Genomic DNA, 20602 nt, shown 5'->3' with positions numbered 1-20602 from the left:
ACAGTGTTCTCCAAAAGAGAATGCTGTTTTTTTATAGATGCTTTTGAGTTTAAAAAATAAACTTGTTCGTTATTTTACAATTTTTTGCCCGCAGGAAGTAGTTGCTTTGTATAAAAAATTAAAATGAAAAAGTTACTTATTCTAAGCTTGTTATTAATGCTTACTTCCTGGGGTAATGCTCAGACTAAAGATCTTATGAAAACGGTAAGAAAGACTATTGAAGCCAGTAACGCAATCTACGCTGATCTGGCAAACAAAAATGACGGATCAATTCTAACAAGGTACACAGATGATGCCTGTCTGTTTCCTCCCAATGCGGCACCGGTTTGCGGAAGAGAGCAGATATTCAATTTCTTTAAGGGAGGTCCTAAGGTGCATGTTAAATTTACGATTCAAAACCTGTACGGAGATGGTAAAACATCGGTTACTGAAGAAAGTTATTACGAAATGAAAGATTTAGAAGGCAAAAAAGTGGACGATGGAAAAGTAATCGTGATCTGGAAAAATACAAAAGAAGGCTGGAAGATGCACCGTGATATGTTCAGCAGTAATCATCCTGCAAAATAGAATCAAAAACCAATATTGACGGCCTGTTGAAGGTCTACATCATTTTTGATCAGTGAATGCCTGGATGCAGAAGGGGTAATGCCTGTAAATTTTTTAAACTCTTTGATAAAATGGGCCTGATCGTAATACCCGCAGTCATAAGCTATATTTGTAAGTGATTCCGGAGTGTTGAGAACCATTTGAAGGCTTTTGTTAAATCTCATGACAGCCGCAAAAGCAGAAGGACTGATGCCCATATTCATCAGGTAAAGCTTTTGAATATATCTTTCCGATAATCCTGAATCCTTTGCCAAAGCAGAAAGATCCAATGGGTGATGATTCATCAAAAACTGCTGGCTAAGTTCCTGAAGGATTGTGGCTTTCTTTATTCGTTTTTCATTTTTTTTCAGCTGTTGAAGAAAATAGGTTTCCAAAACATTGATTTTTGTATGAAGACTATCAGCCTGCATGATGCGGTCATACAAATCTCTGTTTTCACCTTTTGCCACATCATACATATCAGTAGCATAGTTCGTGAACTCTGACAAAGGATCCGAAAAGAACAAAGTAGCGGCATATGGATAGATCCGCGCTATCAATACAGAAGTTCCCTGTGCAACGGTAAGCCGGGTGGGAAGAGTTAGGTGGCCCAGAAGCTCTATATCCGGAGTATCCTTTCTTTTTCCATTGATAATAGTTGCTGCGGTACCACCGGAAATATTGATGATCAGATCTACATATCCACTGGGATAAAACACTTCATCCCTGAGATCATTGTCGATGGTCACAACGGTATAACTCTTTATATAAGGGGCTAAGCTGGCGGAAGGTGAAATTTGCATAGCTTTTGGAGGGTGTTAATTCGTTGAGGGATAGTTTCTTCGAAGTTAGGAATAAATATCATATGAAGAGAAAAGAAGAGTATTAAATAAAACTCCCATATTAAAAGTACATCTGATTTTTGTAATGACGATTTGAACAACCTATTCCGTATTTTTGCAGAGAATTAAACTGTTTATTTCAAAACATGAGCAATATATTTTCTGACAATCAGCAAATAGGTCTAGTATCTTCTTTCTCAGAACTTGTCAATACCAATTTTCAAGGAATGATGAATGCAATTTGCTGGTATCGGAATTTAGCTGGGAATTTTAAAGAAATCATTTCTCAACTTCAGTTGAAAGACGATATCACTGTAGTGTCCGCTCAAGACCTTTTAGCATTGCAATTATCAGAAGAAGGAGATAAGGCAAGAAAAATAATCTTAAATGATTTACAATTATTAACTGACTTCGGAGCATCTCCGGTTCTTAATTTGCTTAAATGTTATGAAAGGGATGAAGAACTTGGTTTCATTTCAACAGATGTATATTCATATCATGTAGACCGTTCACCTATCGGAACAGATACTTTTTTATGTACCTATCATGGAACAGCAAGTGATATCATTCCCAATGATCAGGTAGAACAGAAAATTTTGATTCCAGAGATCCGGGAACAGCTGAAAAAATTACACGATGGTCCGGAAGAAGAATTTGAAGACTTCCTCAAAGAATATTTCTTTGATCTTCACTATCAGCCTAAACCTAATGCAGAACCCGTGAATTTAGGAGTTGGCCATCTATGGAGAATTGCTGTAGATCATCCGGAGCAGCAGGCATTGCCATGTGTTCATAGAGCTCCTGTGGAAAATGATGGTGAATATCGGTTGCTGTTGATTTGCTGATAAATTACATTCTGAAACAGTAAGCAGGATGCTTTTACTCCGATGGGTAAATAATCTTCCAATGATAATTCGGATAAAGAATCTGAAAATGAAAATAAAGTTTTTGTGAACCCAAAAAATACGAGAGTAAATGACTATTACGGTCGGAGAAATGGACTTCTGAAGGCCGATGTTTACAGACTTTTTCCTAATTTGCAGCCGTAAAATAAATTTATGTTTCAAAATATCATTAAAAACATTTCGCGGTTCGTGAACTTAACCCCTGAAGAGGAAAAAATTTATGAGGATTTGCTGACGCTTCAGAAGTTTCCAAAGAAAACACATCTTTTGCGTGAAGGAGAAATTTGCCAGTTCGAGGGTTTTATCAAAGAGGGTTGTGTGCGAACTTATTATCTTGATGAGAACGGTTTTGAAGTAACACTTCTGTTCGCCGTTGAAGATTGGTGGATTACCGATATTGATTCGTTTAACAATAAAACGCCCTCGAAGATTTTTATCGAAACTTTGGAAGATACAGAAATTTATATGTTGAATCCGGAAACGAAGGAAGAGCTATTACAAAAAGTTCCAAAGTTTGAAAGAGCTTTCCGACTGATGATGCAGCGGTATGTGGTGACGCTTCAAAACCGATTGGTTAATACTATTTCTCAGCCTGCGACAGACCGTTATCTGGAATTTATCAGAGTTTATCCTACGATTCCGCAGCGTGTGGCGCAGTATTATATTGCATCCTATCTTGGCGTTTCAAAAGAGTTTGTAAGTACCATCAGGAAACGTCTGGCGAATAAACAGAAATAAATCAATACATTTAAAATTATAGATGTTGGGTATGAAAATATTCGGCATTTTTTTGTCGCAAGCGTTTTTTATTAAACCAGTTAAATTTCTAAGATTTCTTTCTGTTCTACATTTGCCTTATTAATTTAAAATATAAAAAAATGTCACAGGAAAATAAAACAGCAGAAGGCTTTGGAATGCCTTGGGAAGATATCTACGGATACGCACAAGCGGTAAAAAAAGGGAATACCGTATGGATTTCCGGTCAATTGGGTCACAATGATAAAGGCGAATTGCCAGAAGGAATGGAAGCGCAGATGAAGCAAACCTATGCGAATATCAAAGAATTATTGTCAAGATATGATATGACGATGGAGAACGTAGTAGAAGAAGTGATTTATGCAATGGATATGGCGACTGCATTTGAGGCAAGAAAAAATTTCAAAACAGAATTTTATAATAATCCTAAAACCGTAGCCAGCACAATGGTGGGAGTAAGCGGACTCGCATTACCAGGACAGCTTGTCGAAATTAAAATTATGGCAACGGTATAAGTTTACTATTGAATTTTCCAAAAATCATCATTGATTAAGTGATTCAATGCATTTAAAATATTAGGCTTAGATAATGAAATCTAGGTCTTTTTTGTTTTATACTTCTCTCTATTTCAAAGGAGGAAAGAAAATATTGGTTTCCCATCCCGACTTCTTAATACTACCACTTACTTTTGATCATAAATATTATGAAGTACTTGTTGGAAATATTTAAATTTAAAGAAATTTATAAAATGTATTGTATTTATATTCAGTGTGATATGGGTTAAGTGAGAAGACTTGATGGTAAGCAAGATCTTATTCAAGAATGATACAAATATTAAAAAAAAATAACCATTAAAACTTAGACCAATGAATATACCATTATTTGAATCAAATCTTCCAACTAGGGTACATGCTGAAATAGATGTGCTGGTAGAGGATATGAAAGCCTTTATTAAGACACGTGCTTTCAATGTAATGAATGAAAACACTGCGTTGTATGGTGACTATATTGCAGTGGGAGCCCAATATACAGCCTACATTTTTCCTTTTGGGGGTATAGAAAAGCTTAAATCTATCAGTAGGTATTACAGCATGTGGGCTTTAATAGACGACCAGTTCTTTGACAATTCCGTAGACCTGGATCATATTGTTAAGACCATTGAAGGGTTTAAAACAGCGTTGAATGATCACCCGGATGTTGATAAGTTATTTTACCCAATTGTAAACTTTTGTTCAGAAAATGGCTGGACAAAGGATGCAAAAGATATTTTCAAAATTGAATCTGTGAAATATCTGGATAATGTTCTGATGCAGCGTACTATCGAAGTGCAAAAGTTGGAGCCTTCTCTTGAAGAATATCTTGATTGCAGAGCTTATGATGTTGCAATGCCCGTAATGTTTTCTTTATTGTGGTATCTTCATGATGATCTGCCTGCGCCATCATATTATAGTGGTTCATTTGAAAAAGCTTTTAAAATATCAGGTTATACAATAGGCTTACTTCTTGATTTGTACTCGTATAAGGCTAAAAAGAAGGAAATTAAAGATTATGCCCATGCGGTAAAAATTATTCAAAGAATTGAAAATTGTGATGAGCAGATAGCGATCGATAGAGTTATCTCTTTATTCTATCAATACTCAGCTGATCTGGAAGAGGAGTTCAACCGGTTGGAAGTACAGTATCCTGTTGAAGTTCGTTATTTTAGGTATATTCAATCTGGTTCCATCAGATATTGTAATGAAAATAGGAAAATCCGCTACTTAAAAGAATCTGAGGCAGACGAAAATTTATCTAAAGGACGGTCAATACTTTAATTACAGACTGAAAAGTTGATAGGAGTTTCATGTTTTTTAATTAAAATATTCCAAATAATGGTCTCCTGAAATGACAGAAACGAGATGGTAGCAATTGTAAACCCTCAATAATATAACAGACACTACTTTTGCGATTACAGAGAAATTGAAACAGAATTAATACTAATGATGTATGAATATGGAAAGTCATAATTTCTAATGATGTAAATTTGTGTAAAAGAGTAAAGTTTTTAAGAATTTAATATATATTTAAGTATCTAAAATTTTCATATGCTTAAAGACTTTGAATTTTATCTTTTCCTGGTTTTCTTAATTACCATGCTTATCATGCTGGCCAATAAAATTAAAGTTGCATATCCTGTTCTACTGGTGTTAGCAGGACTTCTGATAAGTTTTATTCCAGGTGTGCCAGCTATTAAAGTAGAACCCGAATTACTATTTGTCATTTTTTTACCTCCTTTACTGTATGAAGCGGCATGGTCAACTTCATGGAAAGAGCTATGGCGATGGCGCAGGATTATTTTCAGCTTTGCTTTCATCGTTGTTTTCTTTACAGCGCTTTCAGTGGCTGTTTTCGCCAATTATTTTATTCCCGGGTTTTCTCTGGCTCTTGGTTTTTTGCTGGGAGGTATTGTTTCGCCGCCGGATGCAGTGAGCGCCGGAGCAATCTTAAAGTTTGTAAAAGTTCCGAAAAGGCTGGCCTCTATATTGGAGGGTGAAAGTTTGCTGAATGATGCCTCTTCTCTGATTATTTTCAGGTTTGCGATGATTGCTGCTGCCACCGGACAGTTTGTGTGGCATGAAGCAGCCGGAAGCTTTGTATGGATGTGCTTCGGAGGCTTGGGAATCGGATTGGCGATTGCATATGTCTTTCTGAAATTGCACAAAATGTTGCCGACCGATTCAAATATAGATATTCTGCTGACCTTCATTGCACCGTTTTCCATGTATCTGATGGCAGAACAGGTTCATGCTTCCGGAGTTCTGGCAGTAGTAACAGGCGGACTATTTCTTTCCTATCGAAGTCATGATTTCTTAAGCAGTGCATCGAGAATACGCACAGTAACAGTTTGGGAAAGTTTTTGTTTTCTCTTAAATGGAATAGTGTTTATGCTTATTGGTTTAGATTTGCCGGAAATTGTTTCAGGCTTAGGTGACACAGATATTTATACAGCCATCGGTTACGGAATTGCAGTCACGGCAGTGCTTATTATTGTCAGGATTTTAGCAGGTTACGGAGCACTGGTGACGACTTTAATTATGAGAAATTTTATCACCGTTGCCGATCCGCAGTCACCTGGATGGCAGACGCCATTAATTATTGGTTGGACCGGAATGAGAGGGGTAGTTTCTTTGGCAGCGGCGCTTTCCATACCTTTGACTTTAGATGATGGGTCTCCGTTCCCACAAAGAAATATGATCCTCTTCATTACATTCATTGTGATTCTGGTAACGCTGCTTTTACAAGGGCTTACCCTTCCTTTTTTGCTTAATAAATTTCCTCCGGTAGACCGGGATTTCGTAAGAAGTGCGAAAGAGATAGATTACGACATTCAGAACAGTCTGGCAAAAGTAGCGATTGATAAAATCAGCAGCGACTATGCTGATAAAATAGATAGTTTTCCGGCGTTGAAAGATCAGTTACAGAAATATGAAAATCTGTTGAACAGTTCTGAAATTATTCTAAACTATGATGAATACAGACGTATTTATATTGACATTCTCGACACTCAAAGAAGCTGGCTTATTAACAAAAATCGAGAAGAACTGCTACTGGATGAAAATATCATCAGAAAACACCTGAGAATATTGGATTTGCAGGAGGAAAGACTGAATATGAAAGGCTGATACTGTTTAGATCGTAATTTCAGTTTTGGATAAAAAAGAGTCCGTTTCACAGCTCGTGAAACGAACTCTTTTTTATTTTTCTCCATTCCCTTGTTTGGGATAGTTTTCAGATAAACTGTATCATTTGGTTGTGCTGAATTTTTTCGACAACAATATCGAAATTAATTTTTTAAGGTAATGATATACTTAAATGCACCAAATATTTATACTCAGGTACATTGTTGCCTTATTTTATTAAGAATGAGACAAATATAAATTTTATATATTAGAGGTGACTTCATTAGCAATAAACTTTAGCCAATAATATCAATGGAAAAAATCATATTTGTTGTAATCTGTTTACTCTTTCTGACCAGTTGTAAAAAGGAAAAAGCCATAGAATTGCAGGATTTCAACTTTAATAACAAGACATCAACATATTTTTCAGATAAAGATAAGTACAAAACATATGACAACTATTATCAAATAAAGTCTGAGGTTATAGGCGTTGATACTATTTTTGACGGAGAGTTTATCGGAAGCGAAAAACCAATACGGATTGAATACAGACAGGAAATTTTTTCTCATGAAGATGTTCTGGCGAGATTTGACGATTTTGATTTTAATGCCATTAATTTCGCAACCACTCTTAATGGCAAGATGATGGTTTTTAATGCGGTTGCAGGAGATATTTCTTTAAAAGAGACTAAAAAATTTATAGAGTTTTTAGATCAAAAATATGGGAAGTCAAAAATTAGCAAAGAGACTTTTATTAAACCTTATGATATTTATACCTGGCGTTTAAAAGACCGGATGATTAAATATTGTGTAGTTGCTGACGATGGAAGCAATACAATGAACATTGAAGCTGAGCAGGCAAATAAGGGTATTGATAACGGAAAAAATAAATCTCAGGTAAGAGTTTTCCTTTTTATTATAAAAAATGAATATGCCAACCAGGTTATAGGTAAGATGAGTTCCGGTGATCTTTTGTATTGCAGGTGATCCTGGATAAGTTGATTGATGACAGAAAACTTTAGTGCTTGACGACTACTTTATCAGTTACAATATCATTAATGAAAAACTCCTTATTCAATTATAAGTATTAAAAAAATAAAAACAAATGATCTATGCAAAATAAAATTTACATGCTTTTCGTATTATTTCTCCTGTCATTTTGTCATTCACAGGATAACAAAATTGTTGATCTGGCAAAAATATCCAATGATTTTGATGTCTCGAAATTTTACAGCAATAAGATCAAAAAGACCAACGAGATTATTTCGAAAGACCCTAAAAGTCTGGATAAAAAAGAAGCTCTTAATCTTTTAAATAATGCTTTTTTTGTAAAAGATACTTTAGGTTATTTTAAAACGGATGGGAGATTTCCTACAGAGCTTTCTTTAGAATCAACCAATGACTGGATGCTAAGAAATAAGAAACCAACCGAAATATTTGGCTATGGATACAAAACAGTCGCCTACGATCCGGAAAAAGACAAGATAGCTGTTTTGAATACAGTAACTTTCCCAAAAATGGATATGGTAGAAGACAGGAAAGGCAAATTAATGTATCTTAAAGTAGAAAAGACCTCAAAAACTTCTGCTGACTATAGTAAAATCAAAGACTACCTCAGTAAAAACTGCAAGAAAATTGCTGTTGATGACGATGACCCAAATGCTTCGTACTGGAAAAATGAATCTTTCTACTATTATCTTTTTAAAGACGATCATCAGGAAGAGGAGATCTCTTTTGATTCACAGGGAAATAAAATATCCATATCGGTAGACGCAACAGAAATCAGATTGATGATGTTTGAAATGTCTTATATTAAGAAGATGGAAGAGCTGGGTATCTATTCAGTAGGATATAAATTTTGGAAAAAATATTTTTGATGCAGATGGTTTTATCTTTAAAAAATTCAGTAATCATTTTTGTATTTATTTTACTTTCGGTTCCACTGAACTTATTGGCTCAAAACAGTAGTGTTAAAGAGCACTATACGTACAAGGTCAGAGAAGAACATGGAGACTTAAATGACGATGGTAAGATGGATAGAATAACTGTGGAAATGGATACATTGGACGAAACAAGATCATTAAGATTACAAATTTTCTTGTCTCAACCGAATGGGAAATTAGCATTGGCCGTATCTTCAACCAAGATCATCGAACCCCAATATCCGGTTGAAAACCAAGGGAAATTTAATGGATATCAAATTCCGGATTTCTTTATTGAAAAAGGGATCTTAAAAATGTGGAGTGAAATTAAAGGCGGGAATATTACATACGACTTCAAATATAACAATGGCAATTTTGAATTAATTTATGTCACTAAGTTCACCAATAACGCAACTAGAGGCTATATTGATGAAAAAACAATATTTACAGAAACTAAATTTGATCTGGTAACCGGTATCAGAACCGAAACGGATGAAATATCAGGTTCAGACAAAGCATTAAAAGTCAGGAAAAAAAGACTTTTAATAAGGCCTTTGCCCAAAATACAGGATTTTAAATTTTCCGATAAAGAATTATATTAAGAAATAGATCCATGACCATAAATATGAAATGATGGCTAAAAAAGTTTAAATCTTCGTTGGTAAATTATAAGTTTACCAAATTTCTATACTTTTAATATTCAAATTGGCTGAATCTGTTTTGTTGCAGTTCCATGCTTGTCTAAATTCCTTTAATTCTTTCAGAGGGCCATTTATTCTAAATCTGAAAGGGACATGCGGGTTGGTTAATAGCTCATTACGTAGCGCTTCAGTACTGATGTTGCCATGCCACATTTGTGCCCACCCTAAAAAGAAACGCTGCTGCCAGGTGAAACCGTTAATAGCTGTAGGCTGCTTTTTTTTATCATAACTTTTTTCAAGCGCATGATAGGCCAGAGTAAGTCCACCAAGATCTGCTATATTTTCACTTATAGTGAGCTGTCCGTTAATGTGTAATCCCGGCTGGGCCTCTATCTGATTAAAATATTCAATGTATTCTTTTGTGAGTTTTTCAAAATTATGCCTGTCTTTTGATGTCCACCAGTTATTTAAATTACCCGATGCATCGAATTTCGAACCTCTGTCATCGAAAGCATGGGTTATTTCGTGCCCTATCGCCGCGATTATGGCACCATAATTTATAGCATCATCTGCTTTATGATTGTAAAAAGGTGGCTGCAGGATACCGGCAGGGAAACAAGCACTGTTAGTATATTGATCGTAAAAGGCATCAACGGTCTGCGGTGTTGAATGCCATTCACTTTTATCTACGGGCTTATCAATTTTCCTGATGTTTTCATTATGATGAAAAACTGCAACAGCAATAACATTGTCTATCAAACGTAATGGTTGTATGGAGATACCAAAATAGTTGGGCCATTTTTCCGGATATCCGATCTTGAAAGTCATTGTGTTTAATTTTTTGTGTGCCGACGCTTTGGTGCTATTACTCATCCAGCGTAAGCTGTCTATACGCTGATGATAAACCCAGCGCACATTTTCAATCATTTCACTTATCTTTTGTTTATCTTGTTCAGGGAAATATCTTTGAACAAAAAGCTTACCTAAAGGCATACCCAATGCTTGTTCTAACTCTTGGATAGCCATGTCTACGCGGCTTTTTTGTTCTTTTTTTCCAGCCATTACTGTTCCGAAAAAAACAAAGTGAGGATTGCTGTATTTCTGTGGCAGGTAAGGGGCAAAATGGGATAAAAGCTGCCATCGGGTATATAATTTCAATACAGTTAATGGTGTTTTATACAGGAGAGATGTTAAATTGCTCATATAAGCCCGGTCTTCAATAATGACAGTCTGGGTATTAATTCCCTGCGCTTTTAAAAAACCGTTCCAATTAAATAGTGGTGCTATGCGGCTGAGTTCAGTGACAGACAACTTATTATAGGTTTTTATCTGATCGCGTAACATCAGACTAGATAGCTGCAGACTGGCTACGTTCTGCTCCAGTTCGTAAATTTTGGAACCAGGAGAGACGTCTTTAAGGCCAGCGTTTTTGTACATAATGTCGATGTGCCGGATCAGTCTGTCTTTTAAGTTGACATTTTTAGATTCTTTTAGTGCATAATAGCTTTTATCACCCAAAGTTAGTCCGCCTTGCCCTAAGGAAAGAATGTTCATTTGATTGTTATGAGCATCGGCTTCTACCTTATAACTGATAAATGTTGGTATGCCAAGCTTTTGAAGTTCCCCGGAGAAGTTTACCCAATCAGTATAATCTTTAATATGGTCAATTCGCTCAAAATACTTATCAAGCGGTAAAAGTCCCAGTTTTTCTATGGTTGTAGTATCCATATAAGATCTGTAAAAATCAGCTATCTGTTGAGATTCTGAACCTGATTTGAGATGAGGTAATTTACTTATGCTATCTACAATATTTTTTAGTTTCACTTTGTTGTCCCGGTCAAGAATTTCAAAAGCACCCCATCTGCTTTCAGTAGCAGGAAGAGGGTTTTTCTTCTTCCAGTTACCATTAGCAAAGCCATCAAAATCAATACATGGATTTTTAGTAGAATCAATGTTGCCATTATCAAAACCTGAACTACTGAAGACCGAATGAATATCCGGCTTTTTTTCACCTTTACAAGAAAATAGTATCGTTGTAATGATTAAAAGTGTTGTTAATGTATGATTTTTCATTCTAATAAATATAATGTTCAAACACTTAGTTAAACGGTTTAAGATAGTGAGAAATTTCATCATAGTATATTTTTTTTACTATTTGATGATATACTGTTTCACTGTTTTGCCCCAAAAGTGTAATTAAGAAAAGACCCGGGGACCTTTTAAATGAAAACGGAATGGAAAATAGCTGCATTTTATCTCTTAATGCTAATGAAATTTTCTTTTTTTTTGGTTTTTTTGAAAAATATAAGACAGGCCCAAAGGCTTTAATAGGAAAAGGGAATTTTATTAAACAGGTTCGGGAAATAAAGGCTCCGCGATATACTGAGCAAAACAAATGAAAGTACAATTAAGTACATTTAAATACAATAAGGTGCATTAAAGTACCTTAAGCGACATAGTCTCTCCCGGATTATAAAAAATAAGATATTAATAGCTGTAGAGGTAAATAAGGGGTAAATAATATCAAAATACCCCAAATTCATTAAGACTGAATCAAAAACATGATTTTATGTATGCTTTGATTTCTAGATATTTGTGTTGTTTTTGTTCTTGTTCTTTTGTCTCATTACTTTCCGATACAAAACTTAGAAAAAATATTCCCCAGTACCTCATCATTCGTAACCTCTCCGGAAATTTCTCCAAGATGTTCCAGGGCATTTCTAAGTTCATAAGCAAGCAATTCTGTAGAAATCTGGAAAACAATGGCTTCTTTTACTTTATGAACAGCATCCAGAGACTTTCGTAGTGCTTCAAAGTGACGTTGATTGGTTATTACAACGTTGTTTTCTTCAGATTTTAAATGCTCAACATAAGATGAAAGCTCATTTTTCAGATCCTGGATATTTTGATTTTCGACAGCTGATATTTTAATGAAATCAAACTCGTGGGAGATGGCATTTCTGAAGATGTTTTCTACCGTTTCGTATTTGGTAGGAATCACTTCATCAATTTTTGTTGCGCAGATGATTAATTTCAGATCTTCTCTCAGGAGCGACTGAATCATTTCAATATCCTCAGAAAAATCTTCAGTGGCAGCATCGGCCAGATACACAAGGATATTGGCATTTTCTACCTTTTCTTTTGCTTTTTTTACCCCAATTGCTTCAATTTCATCCACTGTTTCGCGAAGTCCTGCCGTGTCAATCAGTCGGAAGGCGTGGCCTTTAATATGAAGAATTTCCTCAATGGTATCTCTGGTGGTTCCCGCAATATTGCTTACAATCGCTCTTTCTTCTTTCAAAAGAGAGTTCAGCAGCGTAGACTTCCCGGCATTTGGTTTTCCGATGATAGCAACGGCTGTCCCGTTTTTAATGGCATTTCCATATTGGAAACTTTCAATAAGAGAATTTAATTTTAATTCAATTTTATCTAATAATCCGTTCAGAGCCGTTCGGTCTGCAAATTCTACATCTTCTTCAGCAAAATCCAGCTCCAACTCGATCAGGGAAACAAAATTCAGAAGATCCGTTCTTAATAGAGAGATTTCATTCGTAATTCCTCCTTTCAATTGATTTATGGCTACCTTTCTGGAAGCTTCATTTTCAGAGGCAATCACATCAGCAATTGCTTCCGCTTGGGAAAGGTCAATTCTTCCGTTGATAAAGGCGCGGAGGGTAAATTCTCCTGCTTTTGCCATTCTCGCTCCGTTTTTGATCAGCGTTTCAAGAATACGTTTTCCGATATGCGGGGAGCCGTGAAAAGCAATCTCCACAGAATTTTCAGTGGTGAAACTTTTCGGTGCCAGAAAGATGGAAAGCATCACTTCATCAATTGCTTCCTCCTCATCCATAAAATAACCGTAATGAATGGTATGGGATTTCTGTTTTTCCAGATTTTTCCCCGGAAAACTTTTCTGAACTACAGATAAAGCTTCATTTCCAGAAACCCGGATGATGCCTAAAGCACCTATTCCATTGGCAGTAGCCAGTGCACATATCGTATCGTTATTCATGCTGCAAATTTACGTTTTTTAATGTGAATTTTCGCTGAGGTCTGTTATTCAGATTATCTATTGTTGTATTCAGATTAAAGATGCTGTAAATAAAAGTGGAGGATTCTTTTATTAAACATGATCTAATTAGACCAGAAAAAGAGTAATTAATCTTTTAAATCATCTCCGAATTGTTAACCGTTTTTAAGATCGTTGTGTGTTGTAGCGTAGTATTTTATTAATGCTTTATTAAGATTATTAAATAATGATTATGGTAAAGTTTTATCAGATAATAAAAAATTAAACACCTGTTTGGTATGTTAATTGTTTCTTAGTGCGTCGATGATGTTGAAAATTTAAATATTTTCCAATTAAACAACAATAATCTGTTAAAATATTATAAATGTACATTAATAAATTATTTTTTTTAAAAATTAATGAAAAAGTCATTTTTTTAATGACGCTTGTTTTCAGCACTATAGCCCATGCTCAGTGTATTCCGTATACAGGACAGGCGATGACTAGTGGAAATACCTATTGTCTTAACGGCAATATCAGTGTAAGTACGAATATCAGTATCCCGAATGGGGCAACCCTTATCATTCAATCCGGGCAGCTTCAATCTAACAGTATTCAGGTGGATGGAGTGCTGGAAATCGGTAATGGAGCCAGTGTTAAATCTACAGGAACGGTGAAAGTAGGAACTTTCGGATCTCAGAAAAATTCAAAAATCAAACTGGGAACCAAATCATTTTTATCATTGGTGGGATCGGCTATTCAGGAAGACCCTTCTTTTGGCGGATTTTACCCAGGAACAACTTCTGTGATTGAAATGGGAACAAGCAGTGTGGTAGAGATTTGCGGAACATTTACCCAGCAGTCTACAACGTATCCTTCTGTTGAATATATTGGAATTCCTACCGGAAAAGCTTACTGTATTGCAAAGGCAGACGTAAGTGGGGGTGGGGGAGCTTCCATTATCAGTGATGACAGCCAGATTGTAACCATTGCTATGGGATCTGTTACAGGATTAGGGATGGGAAATTCAAGCTTCTGTGGTCCCAATGCAACAAAAGCAATGTGTCCTTCTCTCTGGCCTGAAGGATTGTCTGAAGATAAGTCAAGTTGTGGAAATGCTCCTGTCATTATTGATGAGATCGATGGATTTTGTACAAAACCAGGAATTTCAGGTACACCCGATGGTTTTACCAAATTCGGAATTACAATACAGGAGAAAAACAATGCCTGGCCAGAAAATATCCCTAATGGATTCTTAGCGATGGAATCAAAAAACAAAGGTTTTGTTATGACGAGAGTTCAGCATGTAAGTCAGACTCCACAGCCTGGTGATGCCATTGCCGATCCGAAAGAAGGAATGCTTTTATATGATATCCAGGACAAATGTGTAAAGCTTTACAACGGTACGGAATGGAAATGTGTAGAAAGAAGCTGTAATGATTAATCTAACCGATAAGAATATGAAAAATATAAGAAATATAAGTATAGCCGCTGCCCTGATTGTTTTTAATTCATCTTTTGCTCAGATAGCTATAGGGAAACAGACGGTAGATGGAAACAGCACTGTATTGGATTTTGATAACGTTTCCGGAAATACAAAAGGCTTGATTCTTCCTGCAACGTCCGGGCTTCCAACAGGGAGTTTGGTGAATGGAACATTGATCTTTGATACCGCAGATAATAAAGTAAAAGTCTACGAAAATGACACCTGGAAATCTTTGTCAGATGTCGGTAATTCAAGTGCGGTTATAGTCAATAATTCTGCAGAATCAGGGAAAGGAGTTATTATGGGAGAGGCATCGAGTACTGCTGATGGCGTATTGGTTCTTGAATCTCAGGATAAAGCAATGATTCTCCCGAAAGTAGCAACACCGCATCTTAGTGTAAAAAATCCCTATCCCGGTATGATCTGTTACGATACAACCAGCAAAACTCTGGCAATATTTGACGGAGCAGTCTGGAACTACTGGAAATAAATGATGAGAAATTAATCAGGAATATTCTGGTTTACAATAAAAAGCAGCTGTATGAAAATATACAGCTGCTTTTTATTTTGTCTTAAACAATCTGGGCGCTTTCCTTGATGCTGTTCATCACAAAAATACTTTTGGTCTGGCCAATTCCTTCAATCTCTGATAATTTGTTCACAAAAAACTCATGGAATTCATCCATATTAGGAGCAAGGATTTTCAGCATAAAATCAAAATCTCCGCTGATGTTATAAAACTCCACAACTTCCTTCAGTTTACCGACTTCCTCAATAAATTTTCCTGCAGTTTTTTTATTGTGAACGCTCAATGCAATCATGCAGATTACCATCATTCCCTTATTGACCTTTTTACGGTCTACAACAGCAGTGTATTCTCTGATAATTCCCTGTTTTTCCATGCGCTTGATGCGTTCATGTGTAGGGGTAGGACTTAAATTGATTCTTGCTGAAATATCACGCACACTCATCTTGGCATCTTTCTGAAGAAGACGCAGGATCGATAAATCTTTTTCGTCGGGGATATAATTTTCAGTTGCCATTTTGTTCTGTTTTAATAGGGTTTTTCTGATGTGTCAGGTGTTTTGTTCTTTTAAATGTTTTAATAAATAAATATTGTTCCAAATTTATGGTAAAATTTTTAAATACGTTCTGTTAATTTTAATTTTGCAGGAAATTTGAATATATGGATACAAGGAAAAATGTAATATTAATTTTAGCATCGGTGGGAACATTTGTGGAGGCTTTGGATATTGCCATTATTAATTTAACAATTCCTTCTATTCAGCAGCAGTTCCAGATCGGAGCAGAGACTGTTCAGTGGCTGCAGACTCTTTATGTATTGTTCTTTGGAGGATTTCTGATTATTGGCGGAAAGCTTTCAGATCAGATCGGAAGAAAGAAAATGTTCTTACTCGGAGCACTGATTTTTATGCTCACCTCATTAGGGGCGGGATTGTCCCAAAACTTTGAAGTGCTGGCCATTTTCCGTGCTTTACAGGGGTTGGGAGCAGCATTGGTGATGCCGTCTGCACTATCTATTGTGACCAATACATTCAGAGAAGAACAGGAGAGAAACCATGCTATCGGAATCTTCAGTTCATTTGCTGCTATCGGTTCAGGAAGTGGCCTTTCCGTTGGAGGAATTATCAGTACTTACCTGAGCTGGCACTGGGTTTTCCTGATTAATGTACCTATTCTTCTGGTAACACTTGTGCTGTCTTACTACTATCTGCCTGCAGATGAGAAGAATGAAACCGCACAGAAAACAGATGTAATTTCCGGAATATTGATGGTGCTTGGGCTTTTAAGCCTTACTTACGGTACCCATGAATTAGTCCATATTAAAGAACAGCCATTTATGGTCATAGGTTCTTTGATTCTGGCAGTATTACTGCTGGTGATGGTATATAAACGATTGAAATCAGTAGCTGAACCTTTGGTTGACTTGCAGTTATTCAAACACCAATCTTTAGTGATTTCCAATGCAGTATTTTTTACATTGGGTGCATTTTTTATCGGGTTTTTATTCCTGATATCCCTGATGCTTCAGAAAGATATGGGGTATAGTGCAGCTTCTGCAGGATTAATGCTTGTTCCGTTCAGTATCATCTCTGCTTTGACGGCTAAATTTATTCTGCCACACGTATCAAAACGTCTGAGTTCATCTCAAATGGGAATTTTAGGATGGTTGTTTATGCTGATGGGAGGTGTGTCACTGTTGATCTCCGTTTTTACCGGACATCCGCTAGCTGTAGTTTTATTAGGAGCGGCATGTATTTCAGGAGTAGGAATGACATTCTGTTTTACCGCACTTTCAGTAATGGGAATCCAGGATGTTGAACCTTCCAATTACGGATTGGCATCAAGTTTGAGCTCTACAAGTTACTTTTTGGGAGCTGGGATTGGATTGTCGTTCATGACTTTAATGAGCCAGATTTTTCCTTCAGAGTTTTCGGTAGGAAGTCTGAATCTGATTATCCTGATCGGTTATGCTCTTTTGGCGCTCGGAATGTTGTTTTATTTTATATTGAAAAGCTTAAAAGTGAAGCAGGCAAAAGTAGCCGTTTCATAGCAGGCAGCCTAAAAATACACAAACTATATGAGGAAGAATCGGTGCTTAGGTGCCGGTTCTTTTTTTGTCTTTCCGCTTCACTTCATTACCTTTGTTTTTTTTACGATACATCATGAAAATACAGGTAATCAGTGATCTTCACCGGGAATTTGGGAGTACGGAATTATGTTTTGATCATTCTGATATTGTTGTTTTGGCAGGTGATGTCAATTTGGGAACCAAAGGAATTGAATGGATTAAAAACGCAATTCCTGATAAACCTGTAATTTATGTTCTGGGTAATCATGAATACTATAAAGGTTCCTATCCAAAAACCCTTAACAAGATTAAAGAAGCAGCACTGGATTCCAATGTATTTGTACTTGAAAATTCATTTGTAGATATTGACGGTATTCGCTTTCATGGTGCCACTTTATGGACGGACTTTTCCATCTTTGGGAATCCGGTTCAGTACGGAATGATTTGCCAGTCCAAAATGAATGATTATAAAATGATCAGGAGAGATCCTTCCTATTCCAGAATGAGAACGTTGGATACCTTCAAAATCCATAAGTTTTCAAAACAATGGTTAAAAGAAAGTCTTGAAGATTCAAAAGGACTTAAAAATATTGTCGTTACCCATCATGCTCCCAGTCTTAAATCTGTTCCGGAACATTATAAAGAAGATCCGCTAACAGCAGCCTATGTTTCTGATCTGGAAGATCTCATTACAGAATATCAGCCGTTATACTGGATTCACGGGCATATTCATACCCCATGCAGATATAAAATTGAAGAGACAGAGATCATCTGTAATCCTCACGGCTATATTGATGAAAAATACAACGGATATGATAAAGAATTGATTGTTGTTGTTTAGCAAAAGGATAATTCACTGATTGGTATTTTCAGTTTTTTGACCTTAATTACTATCTTCGTGCTTAATTTCCTTTCCAATGTCTAAAAAATCCCAGCCAAAATCTGATTTTGTTTCGCAGTTAGCTTTTGATGAAGTGCTGCAGCAGGTTGAGTTTGATCTTAGAATCAAGGAATTTGTTGTGATGGAAATTGATAAGGCCAATTATATCATAAAGCCGAATATTCCTTACCGTTCAGATTATTTCTGCATTTTTATGATACAGGAAGGAGGGGTTACATTCAGGTTGGATGATAAGAGCTATGAGGTTTCCAAGGGTGATATTGTTTTTTGTCCAATGTTAGAAACTTTTTGGCTGGATAAAATTACTGAAGATTACAACGCTAAATATATTTTCTTCTCGTTGAATTTTATTGCTGATGCGGGTTTTAATTATAAGTCAAATAATGTTCTGAAGAGCTTATCATCAGATCCTACTCATATCATCAGAAATGAACCGGATGTGTACAGGAAACTGAATTTCCATCTCGATGAACTTAAGATTTTGAATGATAAGGAAAAAGATAATTATTATTTTAATGAAATGATCTGGCATCATTTCTCACTGGTGATCTACGAAATTGACAATTATTTTAAGAAAATAGAAAAACCTCATGTTGTAACCAACAGAGAAGATGAGCTGACGACCAGTTTCTTTAAGCTGGTTCAGGATCATTTTAAAGAAGAACATAATGTTCAGTTCTATGCAGATAAACTTTTTATCAGCCGCAAATACCTTACGAAAGTGATCAATAAAACAGTCTTTAAATCCCCGAGAGATATTATACATCAGGTTTTGGCTGTAGAAGCAAGATTACTGCTAAGAAATCCCAACCTGAATATTGGTGAAGTAGCATCAAAATTGAAGTTTTCAGATCAGGCGTCTTTCAGTAAGTTTTTTAAAAAACATGTAGGGAGATCTCCCCTGGAATATAGAAAAGATGATTTGTATTGATAATCAGTAATTTGTAAATTTAAGACGTCTTTTTGCCAAATTTCAACTATTATTTTGATTTAAAATACTGAATATTATCATTTATGTTGTCTATGAATGATATTTCTCATATTTTTAAAAATAAGGAGTCTTTTTGACAAAACAAGGAGTTTTTTGAATAATCCTATTAAATTTTTTTCGTTCGAATTTTGTGCGGAAATTTAAAAGGACTATTGTTATGCAAAGATTTTTTATTCAAAAATCAACTCTACTTTTCCTCTCGCTGATCGTGTTAGCGGGATGCAGGAAAAATAATCAAAACCAAGGCTATCAGCAGCAGGCTCCGGAATTACCAGTGGCAAAAGTGACACAGGGAGACGCTTCTGTTTCCAGAGAATATGCAGCATCTATCGAGGGCGTTTCCAATGTAGAAATCAGACCTCAGGTAACAGGATATTTAAGCAAAATTTTTGTGGATGAAGGTGATTTTGTGAAAGCAGGTCAGCCATTATTCAAAATTGAAGATCAGGTTTTTCGTGAACAGCTTAAAAGTGCTCAGGCATCTTTAATTACCGCTCAGGCGAACCTTTCAACTTCTAAAATTGATCTGGACAGAAAAAAAGAACTATTTAGAAACAAAATGGTTTCCGAAATTCAGGTAAAAGAGGCAGAAGCTGCTTATAATGCGGCACGCGGAGCAGTAAGCCAGTCTACTTCTACTATTGAATCTGCAAAAATTAATTTAAACTTCTCTACCATCAAAGCTCCGGTAAACGGATTTATCGGAAGATTCAATTATCGTCTGGGAAGTTTGATGACGCCAGGTAATCAGGACCCGATTACTTTGTTATCAGACATTCATCAGGTCTATACCTATTTCAGTCTGAGCGAAAATGATTTTAATAACTTCCAGAAACAATACACGGGAAGCAATATTGATGAGGTGATCAAAAATACTCCGGCAGTAGCATTATTGCTTTCAGGAGGTGAAAAATATGCGGAAACAGGAAAGATTGATGCCGTAGAAGGTCAGTTCAATAAAACAACCGGATCTATTACGCTAAGAGCAAAGTTCAACAATCCCAATAATCTTTTGAGAAGTGGAAACACCGGTAAAATTGTACTGGATCAGTTCTACAGCAATGTTGTTTTACTTCCGATTGCTTCTACCAGAACCATTCAGGATAAAGTTTTTGTGTTCATAATTCAGGGCGGGAAGGCAGCAATGCTTCCGGTTGAAGTAAACGGAAAAGCCGGAGACAATTTTATTGTAGCCAAAGGACTGAAGGCAGGAGATGAGTATATCACCAGTGGTTTTGACCGTCTACAGCCGGGAACTCCTGTAGTGGCACAAAAGAAAAATGCTCAACAGAAAAAATCGTAAGAAGAAATC

General features: G+C 36.1%; 19 protein-coding genes. 15 read left to right on the top strand and 4 right to left on the bottom strand.

What is annotated here, in order from left to right; genetic code table 11:
* Positions 1-123 precede the first annotated feature (123 nt).
* Positions 124-567, top strand: a complete 444-nt coding sequence (locus DYR29_RS08500) for a YybH family protein (protein ID WP_213280129.1) — start codon at positions 124-126, stop codon at positions 565-567.
* Between the two features lie 2 nt (positions 568-569).
* Here the strand turns inward: DYR29_RS08500 and DYR29_RS08495 are convergent, their stop codons facing one another.
* Positions 570-1388, bottom strand: coding sequence for a helix-turn-helix domain-containing protein (locus tag DYR29_RS08495; protein ID WP_213280128.1), 819 nt, complete (start codon positions 1386-1388; stop codon positions 570-572).
* Between the two features lie 185 nt (positions 1389-1573).
* Here DYR29_RS08495 and DYR29_RS08490 point away from each other — a divergent pair, with 185 nt between their 5' ends.
* From DYR29_RS08490 to DYR29_RS08455, 8 genes are all read left to right on the top strand, one after another.
* The gene (locus DYR29_RS08490; RefSeq protein WP_213280127.1) at positions 1574-2272 is read left to right on the top strand and encodes a DUF1826 domain-containing protein; all 699 of its coding nucleotides are present in this window, start codon (positions 1574-1576) and stop codon (positions 2270-2272) included.
* A 213-nt stretch (positions 2273-2485) separates the two neighbouring features.
* Entirely contained in the window at positions 2486-3070 is a 585-nt protein-coding gene (locus DYR29_RS08485) for a Crp/Fnr family transcriptional regulator (RefSeq protein ID WP_213280126.1), read from the top strand.
* Positions 3071-3210: 140 nt separating this feature from the next.
* Positions 3211-3603, top strand: coding sequence for a Rid family hydrolase (locus DYR29_RS08480; protein WP_213280125.1), 393 nt, complete (start codon positions 3211-3213; stop codon positions 3601-3603).
* Between the two features lie 351 nt (positions 3604-3954).
* The gene (locus DYR29_RS08475) at positions 3955-4902 is read left to right on the top strand and encodes a terpene synthase family protein (protein ID WP_213280124.1); all 948 of its coding nucleotides are present in this window, start codon (positions 3955-3957) and stop codon (positions 4900-4902) included.
* A gap of 270 nt (positions 4903-5172) precedes the next feature.
* On the top strand, positions 5173-6750 hold the full coding sequence (locus DYR29_RS08470; protein ID WP_213280123.1) for a Na+/H+ antiporter: 1578 nt from the start codon (positions 5173-5175) through the stop codon (positions 6748-6750).
* 309 nt (positions 6751-7059) lie between these two features.
* A complete protein-coding gene (locus DYR29_RS08465) occupies positions 7060-7734 on the top strand; it encodes a hypothetical protein (RefSeq protein WP_213280122.1) in 675 nt (224 codons plus the stop codon).
* 125 nt (positions 7735-7859) lie between these two features.
* Positions 7860-8624: a hypothetical protein gene (locus DYR29_RS08460; protein ID WP_213280121.1), complete on the top strand. Its 765-nt coding sequence runs from the start codon at positions 7860-7862 to the stop codon at positions 8622-8624.
* Entirely contained in the window at positions 8606-9271 is a 666-nt protein-coding gene (locus DYR29_RS08455; protein WP_213280120.1) for a hypothetical protein, read from the top strand. The genes DYR29_RS08460 and DYR29_RS08455 overlap by 19 nt, the downstream gene beginning before the upstream one ends.
* 72 nt (positions 9272-9343) lie before the next feature.
* On the opposite strand, the gene DYR29_RS08450 is transcribed toward DYR29_RS08455, so the two are convergent.
* The gene (locus tag DYR29_RS08450; protein ID WP_213280119.1) at positions 9344-11383 is read right to left on the bottom strand and encodes a M13 family metallopeptidase; all 2040 of its coding nucleotides are present in this window, start codon (positions 11381-11383) and stop codon (positions 9344-9346) included.
* Positions 11384-11936: 553 nt separating this feature from the next.
* Positions 11937-13322 carry a tRNA uridine-5-carboxymethylaminomethyl(34) synthesis GTPase MnmE gene (mnmE, locus tag DYR29_RS08445; protein WP_213280118.1) on the bottom strand — a complete coding sequence of 462 codons (1386 nt, stop codon included), beginning with the start codon at positions 13320-13322 and terminating at the stop codon, positions 11937-11939.
* A gap of 436 nt (positions 13323-13758) precedes the next feature.
* Between mnmE and DYR29_RS08440 the strand changes: the two genes are divergently transcribed.
* Positions 13759-14763, top strand: a complete 1005-nt coding sequence (locus DYR29_RS08440; RefSeq protein WP_213280117.1) for a hypothetical protein — start codon at positions 13759-13761, stop codon at positions 14761-14763.
* A 16-nt stretch (positions 14764-14779) separates the two neighbouring features.
* Positions 14780-15295, top strand: coding sequence for a hypothetical protein (locus DYR29_RS08435; protein ID WP_249413654.1), 516 nt, complete (start codon positions 14780-14782; stop codon positions 15293-15295).
* 82 nt (positions 15296-15377) lie between these two features.
* Here the strand turns inward: DYR29_RS08435 and DYR29_RS08430 are convergent, their stop codons facing one another.
* Positions 15378-15848 (bottom strand): Lrp/AsnC family transcriptional regulator, encoded by a 471-nt coding sequence (locus DYR29_RS08430; RefSeq protein WP_047378247.1) that lies wholly within the window; start codon positions 15846-15848, stop codon positions 15378-15380.
* A 143-nt stretch (positions 15849-15991) separates the two neighbouring features.
* Here DYR29_RS08430 and DYR29_RS08425 point away from each other — a divergent pair, with 143 nt between their 5' ends.
* From DYR29_RS08425 to DYR29_RS08410, 4 genes are all read left to right on the top strand, one after another.
* Positions 15992-17380 carry an MFS transporter gene (locus tag DYR29_RS08425; RefSeq protein ID WP_213280115.1) on the top strand — a complete coding sequence of 463 codons (1389 nt, stop codon included), beginning with the start codon at positions 15992-15994 and terminating at the stop codon, positions 17378-17380.
* A 112-nt stretch (positions 17381-17492) separates the two neighbouring features.
* Entirely contained in the window at positions 17493-18239 is a 747-nt protein-coding gene (locus tag DYR29_RS08420) for a metallophosphoesterase (RefSeq protein ID WP_213280114.1), read from the top strand.
* A gap of 76 nt (positions 18240-18315) precedes the next feature.
* The gene (locus DYR29_RS08415; RefSeq protein WP_213280113.1) at positions 18316-19230 is read left to right on the top strand and encodes a helix-turn-helix domain-containing protein; all 915 of its coding nucleotides are present in this window, start codon (positions 18316-18318) and stop codon (positions 19228-19230) included.
* 217 nt (positions 19231-19447) lie between these two features.
* Positions 19448-20593 (top strand): efflux RND transporter periplasmic adaptor subunit, encoded by a 1146-nt coding sequence (locus DYR29_RS08410; RefSeq protein WP_213280112.1) that lies wholly within the window; start codon positions 19448-19450, stop codon positions 20591-20593.
* Positions 20594-20602: the final 9 nt, after the last annotated feature.

Origin of the sequence: Chryseobacterium indologenes, assembly GCF_018362995.1 — a bacterium.
Classification (GTDB): Bacteria; Bacteroidota; Bacteroidia; order Flavobacteriales; family Weeksellaceae; genus Chryseobacterium; species Chryseobacterium indologenes_G.
This window is presented reverse-complemented; position numbering and strand designations above follow the sequence as displayed.

Bases quoted from the DNA above. Each gene is read 5' to 3' on its own strand.
- DYR29_RS08440 (WP_213280117.1), top strand. From the start codon at position 13,759: ATGACGCTTGTTTTCAGCACTATAGCCCATGCTCAGTGTATTCCGTAT.
- DYR29_RS08490 (WP_213280127.1), top strand. From the start codon at position 1,574: ATGAGCAATATATTTTCTGACAATCAGCAAATAGGTCTAGTATCTTCT.
- DYR29_RS08425 (WP_213280115.1), top strand. From the start codon at position 15,992: ATGGATACAAGGAAAAATGTAATATTAATTTTAGCATCGGTGGGAACA.
- DYR29_RS08475 (WP_213280124.1), top strand. From the start codon at position 3,955: ATGAATATACCATTATTTGAATCAAATCTTCCAACTAGGGTACATGCT.
- DYR29_RS08495 (WP_213280128.1), bottom strand. From the start codon at position 1,388: ATGCAAATTTCACCTTCCGCCAGCTTAGCCCCTTATATAAAGAGTTAT.
- DYR29_RS08435 (WP_249413654.1), top strand. From the start codon at position 14,780: ATGAAAAATATAAGAAATATAAGTATAGCCGCTGCCCTGATTGTTTTT.
- DYR29_RS08480 (WP_213280125.1), top strand. From the start codon at position 3,211: ATGTCACAGGAAAATAAAACAGCAGAAGGCTTTGGAATGCCTTGGGAA.
- DYR29_RS08415 (WP_213280113.1), top strand. From the start codon at position 18,316: ATGTCTAAAAAATCCCAGCCAAAATCTGATTTTGTTTCGCAGTTAGCT.
- DYR29_RS08410 (WP_213280112.1), top strand. From the start codon at position 19,448: ATGCAAAGATTTTTTATTCAAAAATCAACTCTACTTTTCCTCTCGCTG.
- DYR29_RS08465 (WP_213280122.1), top strand. From the start codon at position 7,060: ATGGAAAAAATCATATTTGTTGTAATCTGTTTACTCTTTCTGACCAGT.
- DYR29_RS08450 (WP_213280119.1), bottom strand. From the start codon at position 11,383: ATGAAAAATCATACATTAACAACACTTTTAATCATTACAACGATACTA.
- DYR29_RS08430 (WP_047378247.1), bottom strand. From the start codon at position 15,848: ATGGCAACTGAAAATTATATCCCCGACGAAAAAGATTTATCGATCCTG.
- DYR29_RS08420 (WP_213280114.1), top strand. From the start codon at position 17,493: ATGAAAATACAGGTAATCAGTGATCTTCACCGGGAATTTGGGAGTACG.
- DYR29_RS08460 (WP_213280121.1), top strand. From the start codon at position 7,860: ATGCAAAATAAAATTTACATGCTTTTCGTATTATTTCTCCTGTCATTT.
- DYR29_RS08470 (WP_213280123.1), top strand. From the start codon at position 5,173: ATGCTTAAAGACTTTGAATTTTATCTTTTCCTGGTTTTCTTAATTACC.
- mnmE (WP_213280118.1), bottom strand. From the start codon at position 13,322: ATGAATAACGATACGATATGTGCACTGGCTACTGCCAATGGAATAGGT.
- DYR29_RS08485 (WP_213280126.1), top strand. From the start codon at position 2,486: ATGTTTCAAAATATCATTAAAAACATTTCGCGGTTCGTGAACTTAACC.
- DYR29_RS08500 (WP_213280129.1), top strand. From the start codon at position 124: ATGAAAAAGTTACTTATTCTAAGCTTGTTATTAATGCTTACTTCCTGG.